The organism is Streptomyces sp. MB09-02B (assembly GCF_033794485.1).
GTDB lineage: Bacteria > Actinomycetota > Actinomycetes > Streptomycetales > Streptomycetaceae > Streptomyces.
On sequence record NZ_JARGEE010000024.1, the window covers coordinates 24,427 to 41,430 of the forward strand.

Below are 17,004 nucleotides of genomic sequence, written 5' to 3' on the forward strand. Positions count from 1 at the left end.
TCAACCCGCACAACAGGGCCAACAGCGATGTACGTCAGCCCGGTTACGAGACCGACCGGCTGTCACCCTTTGCCCGTCTTGCCTGTTCACTGTGAACGGGTGCACATGACGGGCCGTGCACCGGGCCCGCGTGGCTCTACCCCATGATGCAGGGCCACCACGGACGACGGCATCACACTGCTTTCGATCTTCATCAGACTCGCGCAGGCAGCCAATCGACTCTCCGCGTCAACTCCTGCGTGTCGTGGCCGAAGCGACACCCAACCACGGGTCCCCTCCCCCTTCCAGCCGTCACCGGGGTCCCGAGCACATGTCTCCCGCGAACCTTCACGACCGACAATCTACGTACAGTGGATGTGATCCAAACTCACCATGGGCCGGGTTGCTAACTTGACTCGCACCCACACCATCGGAACAGCAGCGTCTGTCCCAGACGGTGGCATGAGGAGCGCTGGCCGAGCACACGGGGGAAGGGTCTACCCATGGCATGGGAAGAGTGGGAGCAGATCAAGGCGGAGGCAGCCGAGCGGCAGTCGACGCACATGCAGTTGAACCGGGTCGAGGGTGGTGGCGGCTCTTCTGCGCTTCCGGAGAAGTTCGGGGTCCTCAAGGCCAGTCAGACCGATCTGAGCAAGATCGGCAAGATCGCGCACACCCTCTACAACGATCTCTGGGACAAGGCCCGCGTCGCCGTCCCCAGCAGTGACTCGGCGGCCGGTGACTTGTCGAAGCAAGGCTTCGCCCTCGGCGCCGGCCTCAAGCATGTGTCGACCCGCTGGGAAGAGCAGCTCAAGTCCCTGAGGGACGCCGTCGCACACATCTCGAACCACATGCATGTCACCACGAAGCTGCACGACGGTGACGATGGCTACATCCAGCGGCAGATGAGCAGCATCGACGCGTTGGACGCCGGATTCGACGAACGCGTCGGCGGGCCTGGTGAAAAGAACCGTGCTTACTACCCGGAGGAGAGCAAGAAGAAGGAGTAGCGGCGGCTCGGGCCGTCGACGGCATGGTCCCACCGCGCCGCCGCCCAGTACCGGCATCTGCGCCGTGCGGCACCCAACGCCTACTCCCCCTACTTTTCTGCCCTGAGGACGAAACCCGATGCAACTCGACACTCTCCTCCATGCCAGCTTCAAACTGCTCGACGACGCCGTCACCGACTGGTCGACACTCGTCGATCGCCTCGAAGAACTGAAGAAGGACGCCGAAGACGGGCTGCACCAGGCCGCGAACAAGGCCAACTGGGCTGGTGTGAACGCCCAGGTCTCCAAGGAGTTCATCGGCAAGACGGCGGGCGAGTTCGCCGATGCCCACACACAGGCCAAAACCATTCACAGCATCCTCAGCGACACCTGGGGCGAGCTGAAGGGCTATCACCGGCAGCTGACCGAGGCCATCGACCGCGGACGGAAGAAGAACCTGAAGGTCATCGGGTACGAGGGCGGATTCACAGTCACCTCGGACGTTCCTCCGGAAGGCCGCGCCAAGGCGGACACGGACAACCAGGGGGACATCACCGCGCTTCGCGACGAGGTCCAGGGAATTCTGAACAAAGCCACCCAGAGCGACGACTCGGCAAGTACCGTCCTCCAAGCAATCGCCGATCAGAGCAGGCTGGGCTTCTCGGACGCCAACTACTCCGACCGGGATTCCGCGGCCGCAGCTGTCAAGGCGGCCAAGGAACTGGCGAAGCTCGCGAAGAAGGACCCCGACGACCTGACGGTCAAGGACTTCGACAGGCTCAACGACGGACTCAAGAAGTACGCAAACGATGACCTCTTCGGCGAGACGTTCGCGACGACCCTCGGTCCGAAGAAGACTCTTGAGTTCTGGACCGGTGTCACCGACACCAACAGGGGAAACTACGAACTCACTCACAAGCGTCTCGACCAGTTCGACGACCTCCAGCGCAACCTTGGCACCACGCTGGCCCACGCCTCGCAGAGCGACTCCCTGGCCATGACCGACTGGAAGCGCCAGATGATCGACATCGGCGACAAGCCGATCTACGGCACCAGCGGCGGTCCGATGGGCTTCCAGGTCATGAGCAACCTGATGCGAACCGGCGACTACGACGACCAGTTCCTGCACGACTACGGCACCAAGCTCATGGACACCGAGCGCAGGCTCACCGGAAATGGCGAGCATGGGAACGGGGTCTGGCAGCAGATCGGCAGCAGTCCCCGACTGAACCGGATCGGAGAGGACAGCGGCTCCGACCCGCTCACGGGTTACTTGAAGGGCCTGTCCAACAGCCCTGCGGCGGCTACCGATTTCTTCAACCAGCAATACGTTTCGAAGGACGATCCGGAAAACCCCTTCGAGTGGGACTCCGATGACGAAGACGAATACATGGCCAAAAAGGAGCTATCCAACTTCCAGTACCTTTTTGAGGAACGGGATTGGCCCCAGGAGACGAGCTCCACCGGAGATGATCTCCACACGGGGAAGAACAATCTGGCACTAGCGCTGGAGGCGGCGACTACAGGGCATCCGGCTGGCGAGCTACCGACAGCGGACACACCTGCCCACAACGAAGAACAGACGAGGCTGTTCGAGAGTCTCGTATCGTCCATTTCAGATGATGGCGGACGTCTCACCGATAATGGGTACATGTCCGACAGTATTGGACAGATCACATCAGAGTATCTCCCGGATATTAATCGGGCAATGACGGACGACTCCGACGAAGACACAAACAAACTTTTCCCTGTCAGTGGTTCATCCGCCACCCTCAACCATCGGGACGTGACTGCACTACTTATTGCAGTCGGGCAGAACCCTGAAGGTTATGCAGCCGTCGAAGTAGCGAATAAGTCTTACATGGCAAACCTGATGGACTACCACATGAACCCGGACCTGCCGGCAAGTGACAGATACTCGAAGGACACGCAATTCGCTGTCGAGCAGCTCGCACACGGTTCGGGCGAGGTCTCGGGGACATTGGCCATCGGACGTCAAGAGGCAGTTGCCGGCCCGGCAGACGAGGACGACAAAGCCTACGACCATTCTGTCGCCCAGTGGAAGAACGGTGTCTCAGGTGTCATCGGAACGGGTATTGGCGTTGGCGCGACGTTCGTCGCAAGCCCGGTTGCCGGTGCTGCCGCTGGCGGCCTAGCTGGCACTGTCAGCAGCATGGTCCTCGAGGAGCTCTTCCAGAATGCAGAGGGGCACGCAAAGGAAAATGCTGGATCCACTATGGGAGAGAACTGGGAGAGCGGACTCGAAGAGAACGCGGCCTACACCGAGCGGGCCGCCGAACTCGCGGCCAAGGCCCACGGTCGCACTGACCTTCAAGACATCAGCGTCGATGAGAAGGCGCGCACGGCAGCGCAGCAGGGCTTCCGGGACGCGGGTACAAACACTGAGTACATGACACCACACCTCAAGACCGATATCTGACACCATACGAGAGGGACTGGTCATGTTCCGCCCCCAACCCAACCGCCCTGTAGGAATTGTTCGAGCTTCAGCCACTCTCGCCATGACGCTGGCAGTCACCACAGCAATTGCCGCATGCTCAGGCGGAGGCGGAGAAGAAGAGAAGAATTACACGGTCCCCAGCGCACTCTGCGGAATTGCATTGAAACCTGTTCTACTCGGCGCTTTCCTGCCGGGGGGAGACTCCATCTCCGTGAAGCCCGCCTCCCCCAACGGGGGAACGAAACGGTGTGACGTGATCGTCGATGGAGCCGTAACAGTTCGGCAAATCCAGACATGGTGGAGTACCGGAGAGAGCGCGTCCACTGTCGCCGCCGCCTACGACAAAATGGAGGATGGCCAAGTGACCGACGACAACCGCTACCTATACTCGGGCACTGGCGCTGTAGGGAAGACCTCGGCATCTTGCAAGTCATCGGATCATCTCGATCAGAATATGTACGCCGTGATCCAGGTGTTCACTCCCGATCGATCGGACTCCGATGCAATGAAGAAATTGATCACGGCGTACACCAAGGAACTTGAGGACTCTAGTCGATGCAACTGAGGCGGCAGGGCTAGTATTTGATCAGGTGGATGACCGCGCTGGTGTAGGCGTGTGCGGTGGACTCGCTGATCCCGAACCCGGCGGCGATCTTTGCCCGGGTGGTGTGTTCGCGCAGGTACACCAGTGCCATCATCGCGCGTTGGGACGGACGGACCTTGCAGCGGCAGTCGCCCTCGCGGGTGACGATCAGCATGGTGACCCACTCCACGAGCGCATGCGGTAGCGAGTGCGGCAGGATCATGACCAGTGAGGCCCCCGAGCAACGTGATTGAGACGTCAGACATCTCGATCAACAGCCCGGGGGCCTCGCTCGCTGCGCTTCACGGGGCCATCACCTGATCGGTGGCCAACTCGAAGAAGCTCCCTACGTTTTTCTGCGGGACGCGGTGAGCCCCTCGTATGGTTCATCCACCCAGGGGCACCGGGTGTGATTTAAAAAGCTCTGCCGCTTGTGGCTTTCAGTGATTGGCCGCCCGGTCCCCCACGACGACTCGGCTGCCAATTAGGAATTGCGGATGATCGCTGAGTAAGCGTTGTCCCGTAAATGATCTACGACATGCCGGTTGACCATCGTTGTTGCTTCTCAGCCGGCCAGCGTGAGGTTGTGCAGGCGGGCGATGCCGAGCATGGCGTGGTGGACGCCGTCACCTTTGAGGCGGCAGTCGCGGAGGATCTTCCAGGTCTTGATCCGGGCGAAGGCGTGCTCGACGCGGGCGCGGACCTTGCGGTGTGAACGGTTGTGCTCTTCCTTCCAGGCCGGGAGTTCACTTTGCCCGGGGTCACGGCGGTGCGGGATGATCACGCCGGTTCCGCGATAGCCGCCGTCCCCGATCACCGTGGTGCGGCCGACGGCGTCCTTCGCCCCGGAGAGTTCCCATGCCGTGCAGTCGTTGCGGTTCCCTGGGACCGGCCGGCCGACGGCGACGACGAGCCGGGTGTCGGCGTCGATGACGACCTGATGGTTGGTGGAGTACCGGTAGTTCTTCGACTGCTCGGCGACGGTGTGGTCGCGGGTGGGAACCAGGGTGCCGTCCACGATCAGCACGGTGTCCTTGCGGAACCGTCTGCGCTGCTGAAACGCGAGCGAAGGGCCGAGGTGGTCGATGATGCGGTCTGCGGCCGACTTCGACACCCCGAACAGCGGGGCCAGTTGCCGCAGCGTGAGGTTCGTGCGCCAGTACGCGGCCACCAGCAGGACCCGATCCTCCAGCGGCAGGCTCCAGGGCCGGCCCTTGCGGACCGGGTCCGCACCCTCGCGCCGCAGCGCGGTGACCATCTTGTCGAACTGCCGTGGGCTCAGCCCGGTGAACGGGGCTATCCAGGAAGGCTCCGACGCCGTGATCACACCAGCCACCGCGAGATCGTCTCATCTGCCGGGGAGGCAGTTGGCGAGCCAGTCTGCTTGTTCTGCGCGATTGACGCCGGCATCGCCGTCCACCACGTAGGCCAGCGCCTCTGCGAAGGTCGACCCCAGGGGCCAGAGGAAATTCGGGCCGACGGCGACGACGCGCCCGCTGGCCGCGATATACGACCTGAACTGGACCGACCACATACCCAGAGGGCTGTAGCTCTCCGCGTATCGGCGCCTCAGCTTGGACGCCTCCGCGGCGGTGTCGACGCAAGCGTCCACGGGGTCTATGTGCAGTGACGAGGCAGGAACGCGAGCGGGGCAGCTTCTGATCGTCAGCTCGCCGAACTCGGCCCAGACCCCGACCCCCATCTCGTTTAGCTCGAACCCAGCGGCTGCCAGTTGCTGAGTCCAGTCTCCAGTGGCGATCTTGCGACCTGCTGTCCACCCAGCAGCACCAAGCGCGTCCAGTACCGATGGACCACAGCCCTTCAACGACTCACTGACGTGTTCTATGCGCCCTCCCCATCCCCTCGGTCATGTCTGTTGCCCGAAGTCTGCCGCACATCTGGACCAGCGGACAGGGCTACTGGTCGCGGAAGGTACGGAGATCGTTTACGGGACAAGCTTTAGGGAATCGACAGCGAGGTCGTCCGTCGGGAGGCACAAGCACCACACCACGCGGAGGCACCACATGGCCATGATCTGGGCCGGCATCGACGCAGGCAAGACGCACCACAACTGCGTCGCGATCGACGAGAGCGGCCACCAGCTGCTGTCCCGACGCGTCGCCAACGATGAACCCGAACTCCTCGAACTTCTCACCGACGTCCTGGCCCTGGGTGATGACGTGACCTGGGGCATCGACCTGGGCGACGGCGGAGCCGCCCTGGCCATCACAATCCTGTCCAACCACGACCAGCCGGTGCACAACATCTCCGGCCGGGCCATCCACCGCGCCTCCGAGAGCTACCGCGGCGCAGGCAAAACCGACGCCAAAGACGCCGCCGTCATCGCCGACCAGATCCGAATCCGCCGCGACCTGCACCCCTTACGCACCAGCGACGAGACCGTCACCGACCTCAAGATCCTCACCGGCCGGCGCACGGACCTGGTCGCCGACCGCACCCGCACCGTCAACCAGCTCCGCGCCCAACTCACTGGCATCTTCCCTGGCCTGGAACGGGCACTGGACCTCACCAACACCGGCCCGCTCATGCTGCTGACCGGCTACCAGACCCCGACCTCCCTGCGCCGGACAGGCAAGAAGAGGCTCGAGACCTGGCTGCGCAACCGCAAGGTCCTGCGCCCTGACCGGCTCGCCGAGACAGCGCTGGAAGCCGCCGGACGCCAGCTTGCCCGGCGAACAACTGACCGCCCAGATGGTGCACACACTCGCGCGGGAAGTGAAGGCCCTCAACCAGCAGGTCGCCGAGCGCGATGAGGCGATCGAGGCCCGGTTTCGCGAACATCGGGACTTCGAAGTGATCACCAGCATGCCCAGCCTGGGCGTGATCCTCGGTGCCGAGTTCCTTGCCGCGACCGGCGGCGACATGAGTCTCTTCGGCACTCCTGACCGCCTAGCCGGCTTCGGCGGCGTTGCTCCCGTTCCCCGTGACTCCGGCATGATCAGCGGCAACCTCCGCCGCCCACGACTCCCGACGGTTCTACGACCGCAAACGCTCCGAAGGCAAGCGCCACATCCAGGCCGTCCTCGCCTTGGCCCGCCGCCGTGTCAACGTCCTCTGGGCCCTCCTACGCGACGGACGGACCTACGGGGCCGTGCCTCCCGCCGCTCACGCGGCTTGACAAACAGCATTAGGAATCACCGACCCGCCGACCGCGTACAACGAGGACGGCACGGTCGACCGCGGTGCCACGGCCGACCTCGGGAAGGACAAGGACGGCCAGGCGATCGACAACTACTTCGACTTTTTCGGCAACGAGAAGTGGGAGTCCTTCCCTGACGTCAACTCGGTCGACGAGCACGAGGCAGCCCTCGACCAGATGCCGGACACTCTTGGCCACGCTTTGGAGGCAGCAACCCTCGGCTACCCGGCTGGGCACTCGGACGCCGGCGTGGTGCGGGACGCGGACAACGCCGCGGTCATGCAGCAGGTCATGGAGAAGTACGGTGCGGACCGGGGTCTGCTGAAGGAGCGCCACGAAGCGTTGGCCGACAGCCTGGGCGTCATGGGCGGCGGCTACATCGACGACATCAACTGGGCGCTGGACAAGAACGACCCGGAGAGCGTGTTCGCGCCGGGCAAGAACCCGGAGGGCCACCTCGACTTCGCGGACACCGTTGACGGTCACGGGCGGAGTATCGTCCGGGGCTTCCTCAGCACCCTGGGTCAGCACCCGGACGCCTACGCGACGGTCTCGGCCGCGGAGCAGGTCTACACCCGTAGCGTGCTGGAAGAGACAGTGGGTTCGGACGGGATCAAGGAGGGCGCTGCCAGGGCGACCGTGCGGGTGGGCGCCGAGGTCCAGGGCATGCTCGACCAGTCCCGGGCCGACCATGTGGAGGCGACGAACCTCAAGACCCACGAGGACTACGAGAAGGCGGTCGCCAAGCGAGCGGGCTGGGTCCAGTTCGGGGCCGCGGTGGGCATCGCGGCGGGCGTCGCCTTCCTGCCCGCGACTGCGGCCGTAGGCACGGCCGCAGTGCTTATCTCGCTGGCGACGGATACCGCCGCTGGCGCTGCCGAACAGGTCATCGGTCAGATGGTCGGCGACATGTCCGAAAAATCGGTGGATGAGCACAAGGGGAAGATGGAGGACCTCGCCGACGCGGAGAAGGACGAGATCTACTCCGCCGGTGAGAGTATGGCCGAGGTCCCGATGGATGCTTTCTTGCGGCACAACGGCGTGGACCCCCGCAGCGATTTCGCACAGGACCTACGTGAATCGATGCTGCTCTGTTACGCAGTCGGCAACGACCGGGAGAACCAGCAGGGCCACGACCCGGAAACCGGTTGAGGCCGGTGGACGGCCGGGGACACATAAGGATGCGGACAGTGATCAGTCGTAGGTCAGTACGCGGGGGGCTCCTCTCCGCGGCCGTGGCCGGCTCGTTGTTTCTCGGGGCCACAGGTTGTGGAGGGGACGGGGACGGAGTTCCGGACGACTACAAGGTCGTTACGGGGACACAACTCTGCGGTGGCGACGCCATGTCCGACGACGCGTCCAAGGCACTGAAGGTGATCACGGGGGCGTCGCGGTTCGAGGCCTCGGCAGAGAGGTACACCACCGCGCAGGCCGCGACGACCATTGTCGAGACATTCTGGGATCCCAACGTGTACCGCGGGGACGTCTGCCGTGTTTACACGCCCACCGACACGCCGGATTTCGACCTCAGAATCACCTGGAGGCGGGTCGACACTGCTGCGACGGGCACCCCCGCGTCGGAGTTCACCGTGCTGAAGATGGGGGAGCGGGCCCTGGCAGCGGCGAACAAGGCGTACGTCCAGTTCGCATGCAAGAGCGACAAGTTGGGTGGCTCGTCGGATGCGGCCCACATCGAGATCGGCGTGGAGTACCGGGATCCATTTCATGAACCCGAGGGTGCCATAGAGGCGTTGAAGGACGCCTACGCGACCGTGGCCCACTCCGTCTCGCTGGCCATGGCCAAGGAACTGCGCTGCGAGAAGAACGGCGGGCTCCCCCGAAGCCCGTGCTGGATTCTGCCTAGCCGCTGGTGAAGAGACGAGTGCAGGGTCCGAGGCTCAAGGTCCCGATCCCGCCGTCACGGCTACCGGGCTCGCAAGTGGAAGCAGAAGAAGAACACAGGCGTGGCCTGCTCATCACCACTGCCCTGGCCAGCCGCTGGGGGGGCAGCGTCGGGCGGGCGGCGGCCCGACGTTCTGGGCTGAACTCGGTACGCGATCACCAGGGCCTGCCCGGTGATCTCGACGACCACCACTGACGTGCGGCCGCCAGGGTGAGGTTGTTGAGCCGCACACCAAGGCGGCGAGGTCAGGGCCCGCCAACCTCACAACTTGCCGGTGATGACTCCGCGCCAGGTCCATCCCGCGTCCAGAACGGCGTCCTGCAGAGGGCCTTTCAGCTCGAAGCTGTCGAAGGTGAACGTCTCGTTCGCTTCGAGGCGGCCGTCTTGGCCCCGGCCGAGCGTCCAGCTCTTGGAAACCGTATGTCCCTGGCCACGTCGGGCCTCTGCCGCGACGGCCAGTCTGGGCGTTTCGCCGACCCAAGTGACCTCGTATTCCTGATCGAGGGAACGAACTTCGTTCTTTTCCGGAACTAGGCGCATCCGCACCTGGAAGACCCGACTCCCCTGGGTGCGGCCGAAGAAGGTCTGCCAGGCCGGGTCCAGGATGCGCCACTCCGCCACCAGGTCTGCCCCCTCCTCTCGACCGTCTCGGATGACGTAGGGGAGGTCAAGGCGGTTGAGGTCGAGCAGAGCCGCGTGCACCTCGGCCGCAGATCGCGGGGCGACACCGCTGGCGGGGCTTTTGGTTCCGGTCAGCTTGTCGAAGAGTCCCATGAAGTCAAGCTATACGGAGTCGGTTTGCCGGTGCACGCGAGGTGGAGGCCAGCACGGCTCGCCGACTTCGACGCAACGCGGTGCGTCCTGCGATCCATTTGGCGCTCACAGTCGGCCGAGCGGCAACGGGCGGCGAGGGGCAGCATGTTTCTCACGTAGCCGGGCAGACAAGAGTCCGGCATCACCGCCGCCGTTCTGCGACACCATGTCCTTGCGGGGAGTCGAGTAGTGATCGAGGCAAAGGGAGTCGCCAGCCCAGTCGGTCGGGTTGCATCCAGCCGTCCAGGCCGTCCGTGGCCCTGCACCGCCCCGGTCAGCTCGCTGTCGTCCCACCCCGCGTCATCGGGAGACGCCGAAGCTCTGGACAGCCAGGTAGATGAGCATGCCGGCCATCGTGATAAGGGTGATGCGGGCGACGATGAAGGCGGAGTCGGGCAGTTCCTCGGCCGATGGGTTGACGCGGGAGCGCCAGGCGCGTACCCAGTCCGCCTTGACGCAGGCCATGGCCAGAAGTACCGCGGACAGAATCAGGCCCAGCACGGTCAGTTGGGTCAGCGGGTCCATGTGGTGTTGCCCTCCGGGCTGCGTCGCTGTTTGCGTCGTGTGTCCCGCACCGCCACCGCCGTGCCGCTCAGCCCCGCCACCAGGACGAGGCCGCCTACGGTCACATACGTCGCCAGGCGCGTGTTTCGTTCCTCCGCCGACTCGCCGAAGTGCAGCGGGGTGACCGAGGGTGCCTCGCCCCTGGCTACTCCGCCCTCGGGCTTCGGGCTCTCGACAGGGCGCTTCGGGTCCACGTTCGTCAGCGCGTTGACGGGGTCGACCACTCCCCACCCCACCAAGGGGTCATGGCCGGGGATCGAGCGTTCCGCTGTCTGTTCGATCTGGGCGACGACCTGTTGGGCGGTCCAGTCCGGGTACTTGGACTTCAGGAGAGCCGCCACACCGGCCACGTACGGCGCGGAGAAGCTCGTGCCGTTGTCGGAGCAGTGCCCGCCGTCGGGGACTGTGGAGATCATGTCGACGCCCGGGGCTGCGACTCCTACGAATTCCCCTGATTGTGAGAAGGGGGCTCGTTCGTTGTTGCGGTCGGAGGACGCCACCGCCAGGACTCCCTCGTACGACGCCGGGTAGGTGACCTTGACGTTGCCGCCCAGGCCGTCGTTGCCGGCCGAGGCGACGACCACGACCTTGTTGTCGAGGGCGTAGTCGACGGCGTCCTCCAGCCTCGCATCGGGCTTCACGGCGTTGGCCGTGTCCTGCGAGATGTTGATGACATCGGCGCCCACGTCGACGGCGTGACGGATCGACGACGCCAGGGTGAGGGCCGTTCCGTCGCCCTCCGCGTTGTTCTGCTTGATCGGAATGATCTCGGCGTCCGGGGCCAGGCCCACGAAGCCGGTCCCCTTCAGCGGCCGGGCCGCGATGATGCCGGCCACACGTGTGCCGTGGCCCACTGTGTCGGTGGTGCCCTGGCTGTTGCCGCGGTCGATCTTCTCGCCCTCGGAGTTCTTCGCGGGCAGGTAGTTCGCGCCCTTGGCGGCGTCCACGGCCTTGGTGAGCTGGGGGTTCTTGACATCCACCCCTGTGTCGATCACGGCCACCTGGACGTTCTTCCCCGTGGACAGCGCCCACAGCTCGTCGAGGTTGACGCGTTGCAGCGCCCAGGGACGGCCCGCATAGTCCTTCGACGGGAACGTGCACTGACCGGCGTCGGCCCAGGCAGTGGTCGCGGGCAGAGCGAGTACCGAGGTGGTGGCGATCAGCGCGGTCGCGGCAGCCCGGGCCGTCGGTCTCGTACCCCAGCCGCTCCGGAGCCCCCACGTCTCTGTGTTCCGCCTGAGCCGCGTGTTCCGCCTGAGCCGCGCGCTCAGCGCCCTCGCGTTCGCCTTCGACATCGCTTCGCTCCCCTCCACCGCGCGTCTACGAACCCTGCGGCTGCCGCGCCGCCGCCTCCGACAGGCGCGGCCCCGTCGGCAGGAACGTCGACCACTGCGCCGGGACGGGAGAGGGCGTCACCTTTTCGTAGCCGAGCCGGGTCTGGGCGATCTTCGCCTCGTTGAGCTCTTCCTCACGCTGCTTGGCCGAGGTGCCGATGCCCTCGTCCCCGGTGGTGCTGTCGCTGTTGGACTGCAGCGCGTAACGCAGGCCCGTGTCCGTGACCAGGAAGACGCCACCTGCCCTCGTCTCCGCACCCTTGAACTGGCGGTAGAGCTGGCCGGAGCCCGGAGTGACATACGCGCTGGAGGAACCGGTCGGCAGTTGAGCCGGGAAGTCGGTGCCCACCCAGGTGGACAGCTTTGTCTTCCCCTGCGAGCCGACCGACAGCAGGACGTTGCAGACGGTGTTGCGGCCCGAGGTGGCGCTGGAGCCGTCGTTCACCGTCTTCGGCTTGAACGCCGGCCAGGTCTTGTCCGCCTCGAAGGTCGTGCTGTCGGCGACCGCACTGGGGTGGACCTGTTGTGCCTCTCCGGCCTGTCCGACGTCGACGAGGTCCCCGCTGTTGAGCAGCAGCGTGGCGACGAACTCGGAGATCCGGGCCACCTCGCCCTGCAGCACCACGTAGTACTGCATCCGCCGACCGTCGTATGCCTTGATGACCTCACCGACCTTGTCGTACTGCTCAAGGCCGGTGGAGGCGTTCGCCTTCGTGCCGGGCGTACCGTCGATCTCCGGGATGGAGATCGGGTCGCCCTTGTGGAGGGTGTCGAGCCATTTCTGGGACACGCGCTGCGGGTCTCTGCCCTGGGTGTCGAGGGCCCTGAGCAGTTCGGTATCGGTCGGGTCGGCCAGCTGGTACGCCGTGCCCCGCGCGTCGACCACGTACTGCGTCTTGCCGTCCGGGCCGACAACGTACATCAGGTCGCCGCCAGAGAGCTTCTCGGCGCCTCCCGTCTTGTCGAACTCCTTCTCGGCCAGCACGAACGCGGCTTTCTGGATGGCGCGGCCGCCGTCACCGGGACGCTCGCACACGGCCCAGCGCTTGGCGACCTCCGCCTCGTCGGGGGAGGGGAGACGGTCGGGGGCGTAGGGGATCCCGATCGTGGCACCGTGCGGCGGCTTGCCGCTGTCGAGGATCTCCTCGTCGACGGTGATGATGTCGGCCTTGCCGGGATCCAGGAGCAGTTTGGCCGACGCCATGTTGAGAACCGGATGCAGCTGCTCGCGACCATCCGTCTTCAGCACCACGTATCGGGTGGTGGAATCGCTCGCCACGATGACGTGCTCCTCCGCCTTGGCCCAGTCTTTGGGTGCCTTCGGGCTGAACACACCGATGCCCCCGAAGACCGCGAGAATCACCACACCGACGACAGCGCCGGGCCACAGCGCCCGAAGCGGCTTGGGGGCGCCTTCCTCCGAACCCGACGGAGACGGCTGAAGGAAGGATGCGAGCGTACGGCGCTTCGCGAAGGTGTAGGCGTTGAGTTCGTCCCGCCGTGATGCCATCTGTGTCCGCTCTCTCCCCGTGCGGAGCCATGGGGGGAACCGTGAAGATCCGCCCCTGTCCTCAATTGCCTCTGGCGCCCAGGCTGTCAGAGACGCCCCCTACTATGCCTGTTGCGTGACTGTGCTGATGGCACGGGCAGGGCGTTCAGGCTGTGCAGGGCCCTGAGTGCATGGGTTTTAGGGAGAGTTCGGGGGTTTTGGAGCAATGGCTTCCGCAACACGGGCCCGGTCGCGATCGCAATCGGGGCCGCGATCAGGTGGCACGCTTCGGTCGCGTTCGCGCGGTTCGTCTTCTCCTTCTCCGACAGCGCGGTCGGGAGCGGCGCCCGACGCCGCCGCGTCTTCCCGCGGGTCCGTGTCGCCCCATCTGAGGTCCCACTCGGGGCACGGTGGCTCGTTCGCGGTACAGCGGCTGGTGATGCTGGAGATGGCGGCCGCCCTCGTGGTCGTCGGATGGCTCGCCGGTACGGCCGCGCTCATTCCGGCCGTCGCGGCGGCCGCCGTGCTGGTCGTGCTCGCTCTCGTACGACGCCGCGGGCACTCCCTGCCCGAGTGGCTGGGCTCGCTGCTGGCACTGCGGGCCCGTATGCGCAGGGCCGCGAGCACACCGGCTCCTTCGGGGATCGATTCCGGCCTCGCACCTGCCGTGGAGTGTGATCCCAGCCTGCGGACATACAGCTTCCACCGCGGCGACCGTCGCGACCAGCGGCCGGTCGGCATGGTGGGCGACGGAGGATTCCTCACCGCAGTGCTCCAGCTGGAGTCGGATGCCGGTGCGCTGCGCGCCGAGCGCAGTCGCCGGCCGCTGCCCGTCGCGCTCGTGCAGGACGTCCTCGAAGTCGACGGAATCCGGCTGGAGTCGGCGCAGATCCTGGTGCACACCCAGCCGGCGCCCGCGCTGCATCTGCCCCAGCAGTCGGTCGTCGTGAGCAATTACGCACCGCTCCAGGCCCAGACCGGCGCTCCGGCGGTGCGCATCGTGTGGATAGCGTTGAAACTCGACCCCGAGTCGTGCCCTGAAGCGGTGGCCGCGCGCGGCGGCGGGCTCCGCGGGGCGCAGAAGTGTCTGGTGCGGTCGGCGGAGCACTTGTCCAGTCGACTGACCGGCGCCGGCTTCCGGGCCAATCTGTTGACGGAGGAGGAGCTGACAGCTGCCATCGCCACCTCGGCGTGCGCCAACCCGATGGTGACCGCGCAGGCCGCACAGACCGGGCGGGACGAGGCACCACAGCGGCGGACCGAGGAGTCCAGCCGCAGCTGGCGCTGTGACAATCGTCGCCACACCACGTACTGGGTGCGCCGCTGGCCTCAACTGGGCGAGTCCGGCACCTCGCTGGCACAGTTGGTGGCACATCTGACCGCGGTTCCCGCGCTGGCGACGACCTTCAGTCTGACGCTGGCCAAGGGAGGCCGGAAAGACGTCACCCTTGCGGGCCACCTTCGCATCACCGGTCGCAGCAATCAGGAGCTGACCGACGCGCGGCGCGAGCTGGAACATGAAGCGCGTCAGGCGCGGACCGGGCTCGTGCGTCTGGACCGTGAACAACTCCCCGGCGTTCTCGCCACCCTGCCGCTCGGAGGTACCCGCTGATGGCCATGAGGGCATCGGCATCGCCGTCGTCCGCGTCCGCACCGGAAGGCACTTCGGAGGTCACGGGCCTCGGACAGCGACTACGCACCGGGTTCGGGCTGTTGGGTCCCCGGCACCCGCGCCACACACTGCCCGTGGAACAGGTGGGGGCACTCTCCCTGCCCATCGGAGACGACGGTGTGGTGGTGGGTGTCAACCAACAGGGCCAGCCCGCCGTTCTCGGGATCAACCGCCCGACCCCGTTCGACGTCGTCCTCATCGGCGGTCTGTGGACGGCCCAGGTCCTGGCACTCCGCGCGGCGGCGACGGGGGCGCGTGTTGCCGTGGAGACAGGACGGGCACAGGCCTGGATGCCGCTGGTGCACGCCGTCGGCGGCGGCCAGAACGGCCTGGCCGTGTACGACGTGGGGCGAGTGCCGCCCCAGGGCGCGTCGGCCGGCACACCGGTGTTGGTGGTGCGTGACTGCGGCATGCGACCGCCCCGCGGACGCGTGGCATCAGCACCCTGGCAGTCCGTACTCACACTTCTTCCCTATCTGAGTCCGGTCGCGCCGCGGTTGATGCGCCAGGCTCGCCTCGTGGGTGTACAGCGGGTGTCGCCGGACGAGGCCACGGAGATCGGGCGTGTGATAGGGCTGCCGCACCCCGAGATCCGGTCCCTGCCCGGACTGCAGGACGGCATCACGTTGTGGTGCACGGAGCGGGACCGGCAGTACGTGATGACCCAGGCCACCGACGCGGAGACCGGTCTCCTGGGCGGAGCACGTCGCGTGGACTGAGTCGTCCGAACGGGGACGAGCCCGGCAGCGGAGATCAGGTAGGGGCGTATGTCCAAGTTGCGACACGATCAAGGCAATTGAGCGCTTCACGGAAGCCGGTCTGGAGAGGCGGGCCTGCTGTGCCCGCGGTTGCGATGATTAGGCTGGGGTACAGCACGTCGCGAGTTGCCCGCGATCGGGTGGTACGGGCTGTGCGGCATGGCCCGGGGCCCGAGGGGGGATCAGCCCGGCGAAACGGACGACAGGAACGGTCGCCCCAGCACGGCATGAGGGTGCTCGACCACACCAGGAGGAATTGTGAGCAGCGATCGGGACGGGATGCGCGGGGGATGGGCCACACCCGACGATGACCAGCCCGACGCGGAGTCCGCCGTCGAGACGACGGGCGAGTTCACCATCGACTACGCGCCGCCTGCCTGGTACACGCAGAACGCTTCGTCGGGAGGGGTCGGTTCGGAATCTGGTTCGGGTTCGGGTTCGGGTACGCACGCTGACGCGGCGGCAGGGCCGGGGAGCGTTCCTCCCGCCGTCGGGGCCGTGACGCCCCCGCCCGCGCCGCCGGCCGGTCCGCCCGTCGACATGTCCGGTGCGGCCGGTCCGCCCGGTGCCGCTTCGGGTGGCGCTTTTCCGCCGCCGTGGCCCCCGGTGGCAGCGGCGCCCGAGGCCGGCGGCCACGGTGCGGACATCGAGAGCGGCGCGACCATGCGCATCTCGGCTACCGCGTTGAGGCAAGAGATCGCGGATGTGGCCGCGCACACGGGTCCCTCCAGCGATCCCGCGGATGCGGGTGCGACTTCGGGTGCGAGCGAAGAGAGTGCCGCCCCCTCCGCTGCCGCTGAGGTCGTCGAGACGTCGAGTGACGCCGCCTCGTCCCGCGAGGGACAGGAGGCGGAGAGCGGCGACGGTCAGACCGAGGAGGGGAGTGGCAACGCCGAGGGTTCCGCTGCCGCGGTGGTGTCCGGCTCTGCGGGTGACACTGAGGGCGCACAGCCGGGCGGCGTCGCGGCTTCCGAGGACGTCTCCGCAAGCGTCACCGACGGGGCCGAGCCGGAGGGTTCGGGGTCTCAGGACGCCGTCACGCAGCCTGCCGGTCCGCAGGAGCCGTCCGCTCAGGGCTCAGAGCCGCAGGAACCGTCCGCTCTGAGCACAGGCCCGCAAGACCCGTCCCACCAGGGCCCCGGTTCGCAGGTCAGCCCCGGCCAGGGCTCCGTCCCGGCGGACGCTCCCGCAGAGGGATTCGCTTCGCAAGGCGCGACTCCGCAAGGCACCGTTCCCGCGAATCCTGCCCCGCATGCCGCCGCCCCCGACGTCACGAGGGCCGCCGACGCCGCTCCCACC

Annotated in this window: 13 protein-coding genes and 3 pseudogenes; 9 read left to right on the forward strand and 7 right to left on the reverse strand. The window is 66.3% G+C overall.

Annotated elements, in window-relative coordinates; genetic code table 11:
* Nucleotides 1-482 precede the first annotated feature (482 nt).
* From P1P70_RS06080 to P1P70_RS06090, 3 genes are all read left to right on the forward strand, one after another.
* Nucleotides 483-989, forward strand: a complete 507-nt coding sequence (locus tag P1P70_RS06080) for a hypothetical protein (RefSeq protein ID WP_319235203.1) — start codon at nucleotides 483-485, stop codon at nucleotides 987-989.
* A gap of 118 nt (nucleotides 990-1,107) precedes the next feature.
* Entirely contained in the window at nucleotides 1,108-3,408 is a 2,301-nt protein-coding gene (locus tag P1P70_RS06085; protein ID WP_319235205.1) for a hypothetical protein, read from the forward strand.
* Between the two features lie 82 nt (nucleotides 3,409-3,490).
* Nucleotides 3,491-3,994 carry a hypothetical protein gene (locus tag P1P70_RS06090; RefSeq protein ID WP_319235207.1) on the forward strand — a complete coding sequence of 168 codons (504 nt, stop codon included), beginning with the start codon at nucleotides 3,491-3,493 and terminating at the stop codon, nucleotides 3,992-3,994.
* A gap of 19 nt (nucleotides 3,995-4,013) precedes the next feature.
* On the opposite strand, the pseudogene P1P70_RS06095 reads toward P1P70_RS06090, so the two are convergent.
* The 3 genes and pseudogenes from P1P70_RS06095 to P1P70_RS45685 all read right to left on the reverse strand — a co-directional run.
* Nucleotides 4,014-4,235: pseudogene (locus P1P70_RS06095) on the reverse strand (helix-turn-helix domain-containing protein); the annotation flags it as partial.
* A 342-nt stretch (nucleotides 4,236-4,577) separates the two neighbouring features.
* Nucleotides 4,578-5,348, reverse strand: a complete 771-nt coding sequence (locus P1P70_RS06100; RefSeq protein ID WP_319235209.1) for a transposase — start codon at nucleotides 5,346-5,348, stop codon at nucleotides 4,578-4,580.
* Between the two features lie 12 nt (nucleotides 5,349-5,360).
* A complete protein-coding gene (locus tag P1P70_RS45685; protein ID WP_413471422.1) occupies nucleotides 5,361-5,837 on the reverse strand; it encodes an SUKH-3 domain-containing protein in 477 nt (158 codons plus the stop codon).
* Between the two features lie 199 nt (nucleotides 5,838-6,036).
* On the opposite strand from P1P70_RS45685, the pseudogene P1P70_RS06105 reads away from it, so the two are divergent.
* The 3 genes and pseudogenes from P1P70_RS06105 to P1P70_RS06115 all read left to right on the forward strand — a co-directional run bounded on the left by P1P70_RS06105 (nucleotide 6,037) and on the right by P1P70_RS06115 (nucleotide 9,046).
* Nucleotides 6,037-7,151: pseudogene (locus P1P70_RS06105) on the forward strand (IS110 family transposase).
* An 18-nt stretch (nucleotides 7,152-7,169) separates the two neighbouring features.
* Nucleotides 7,170-8,324 (forward strand): annotated as a pseudogene (locus tag P1P70_RS06110) (hypothetical protein); the annotation flags it as partial.
* A 191-nt stretch (nucleotides 8,325-8,515) separates the two neighbouring features.
* Nucleotides 8,516-9,046, forward strand: a complete 531-nt coding sequence (locus tag P1P70_RS06115) for a hypothetical protein (RefSeq protein WP_319235210.1) — start codon at nucleotides 8,516-8,518, stop codon at nucleotides 9,044-9,046.
* Nucleotides 9,047-9,336: 290 nt separating this feature from the next.
* Here the strand turns inward: P1P70_RS06115 and P1P70_RS06120 are convergent, their stop codons facing one another.
* The 4 genes from P1P70_RS06120 to eccB all read right to left on the reverse strand — a co-directional run bounded on the left by P1P70_RS06120 (nucleotide 9,337) and on the right by eccB (nucleotide 13,296).
* Complete coding sequence (locus P1P70_RS06120) at nucleotides 9,337-9,849, reverse strand: hypothetical protein (protein ID WP_319235212.1); 513 nt, start codon at nucleotides 9,847-9,849, stop codon at nucleotides 9,337-9,339.
* Nucleotides 9,850-10,188: 339 nt separating this feature from the next.
* Nucleotides 10,189-10,413 (reverse strand): hypothetical protein, encoded by a 225-nt coding sequence (locus P1P70_RS06125; RefSeq protein ID WP_319235213.1) that lies wholly within the window; start codon nucleotides 10,411-10,413, stop codon nucleotides 10,189-10,191.
* Complete coding sequence (gene mycP / locus P1P70_RS06130; RefSeq protein ID WP_319235216.1) at nucleotides 10,401-11,747, reverse strand: type VII secretion-associated serine protease mycosin; 1,347 nt, start codon at nucleotides 11,745-11,747, stop codon at nucleotides 10,401-10,403. Before mycP ends, P1P70_RS06125 begins: the two co-directional genes overlap by 13 nt.
* A gap of 25 nt (nucleotides 11,748-11,772) precedes the next feature.
* Nucleotides 11,773-13,296, reverse strand: coding sequence for a type VII secretion protein EccB (gene eccB, locus P1P70_RS06135; protein WP_319235217.1), 1,524 nt, complete (start codon nucleotides 13,294-13,296; stop codon nucleotides 11,773-11,775).
* 205 nt (nucleotides 13,297-13,501) lie between these two features.
* Here eccB and eccE point away from each other — a divergent pair, with 205 nt between their 5' ends.
* From eccE to P1P70_RS45690, 3 genes are all read left to right on the forward strand, one after another.
* Complete coding sequence (gene eccE, locus P1P70_RS06140; RefSeq protein WP_319235219.1) at nucleotides 13,502-14,887, forward strand: type VII secretion protein EccE; 1,386 nt, start codon at nucleotides 13,502-13,504, stop codon at nucleotides 14,885-14,887.
* Nucleotides 14,888-14,892: 5 nt separating this feature from the next.
* On the forward strand, nucleotides 14,893-15,666 hold the full coding sequence (locus P1P70_RS06145) for a hypothetical protein (protein WP_319235221.1): 774 nt from the start codon (nucleotides 14,893-14,895) through the stop codon (nucleotides 15,664-15,666).
* 297 nt (nucleotides 15,667-15,963) lie between these two features.
* Nucleotides 15,964-17,004: SCO5717 family growth-regulating ATPase (locus P1P70_RS45690; protein ID WP_413471423.1), on the forward strand; the 1,041-nt coding region annotated here is incomplete at its 3' end.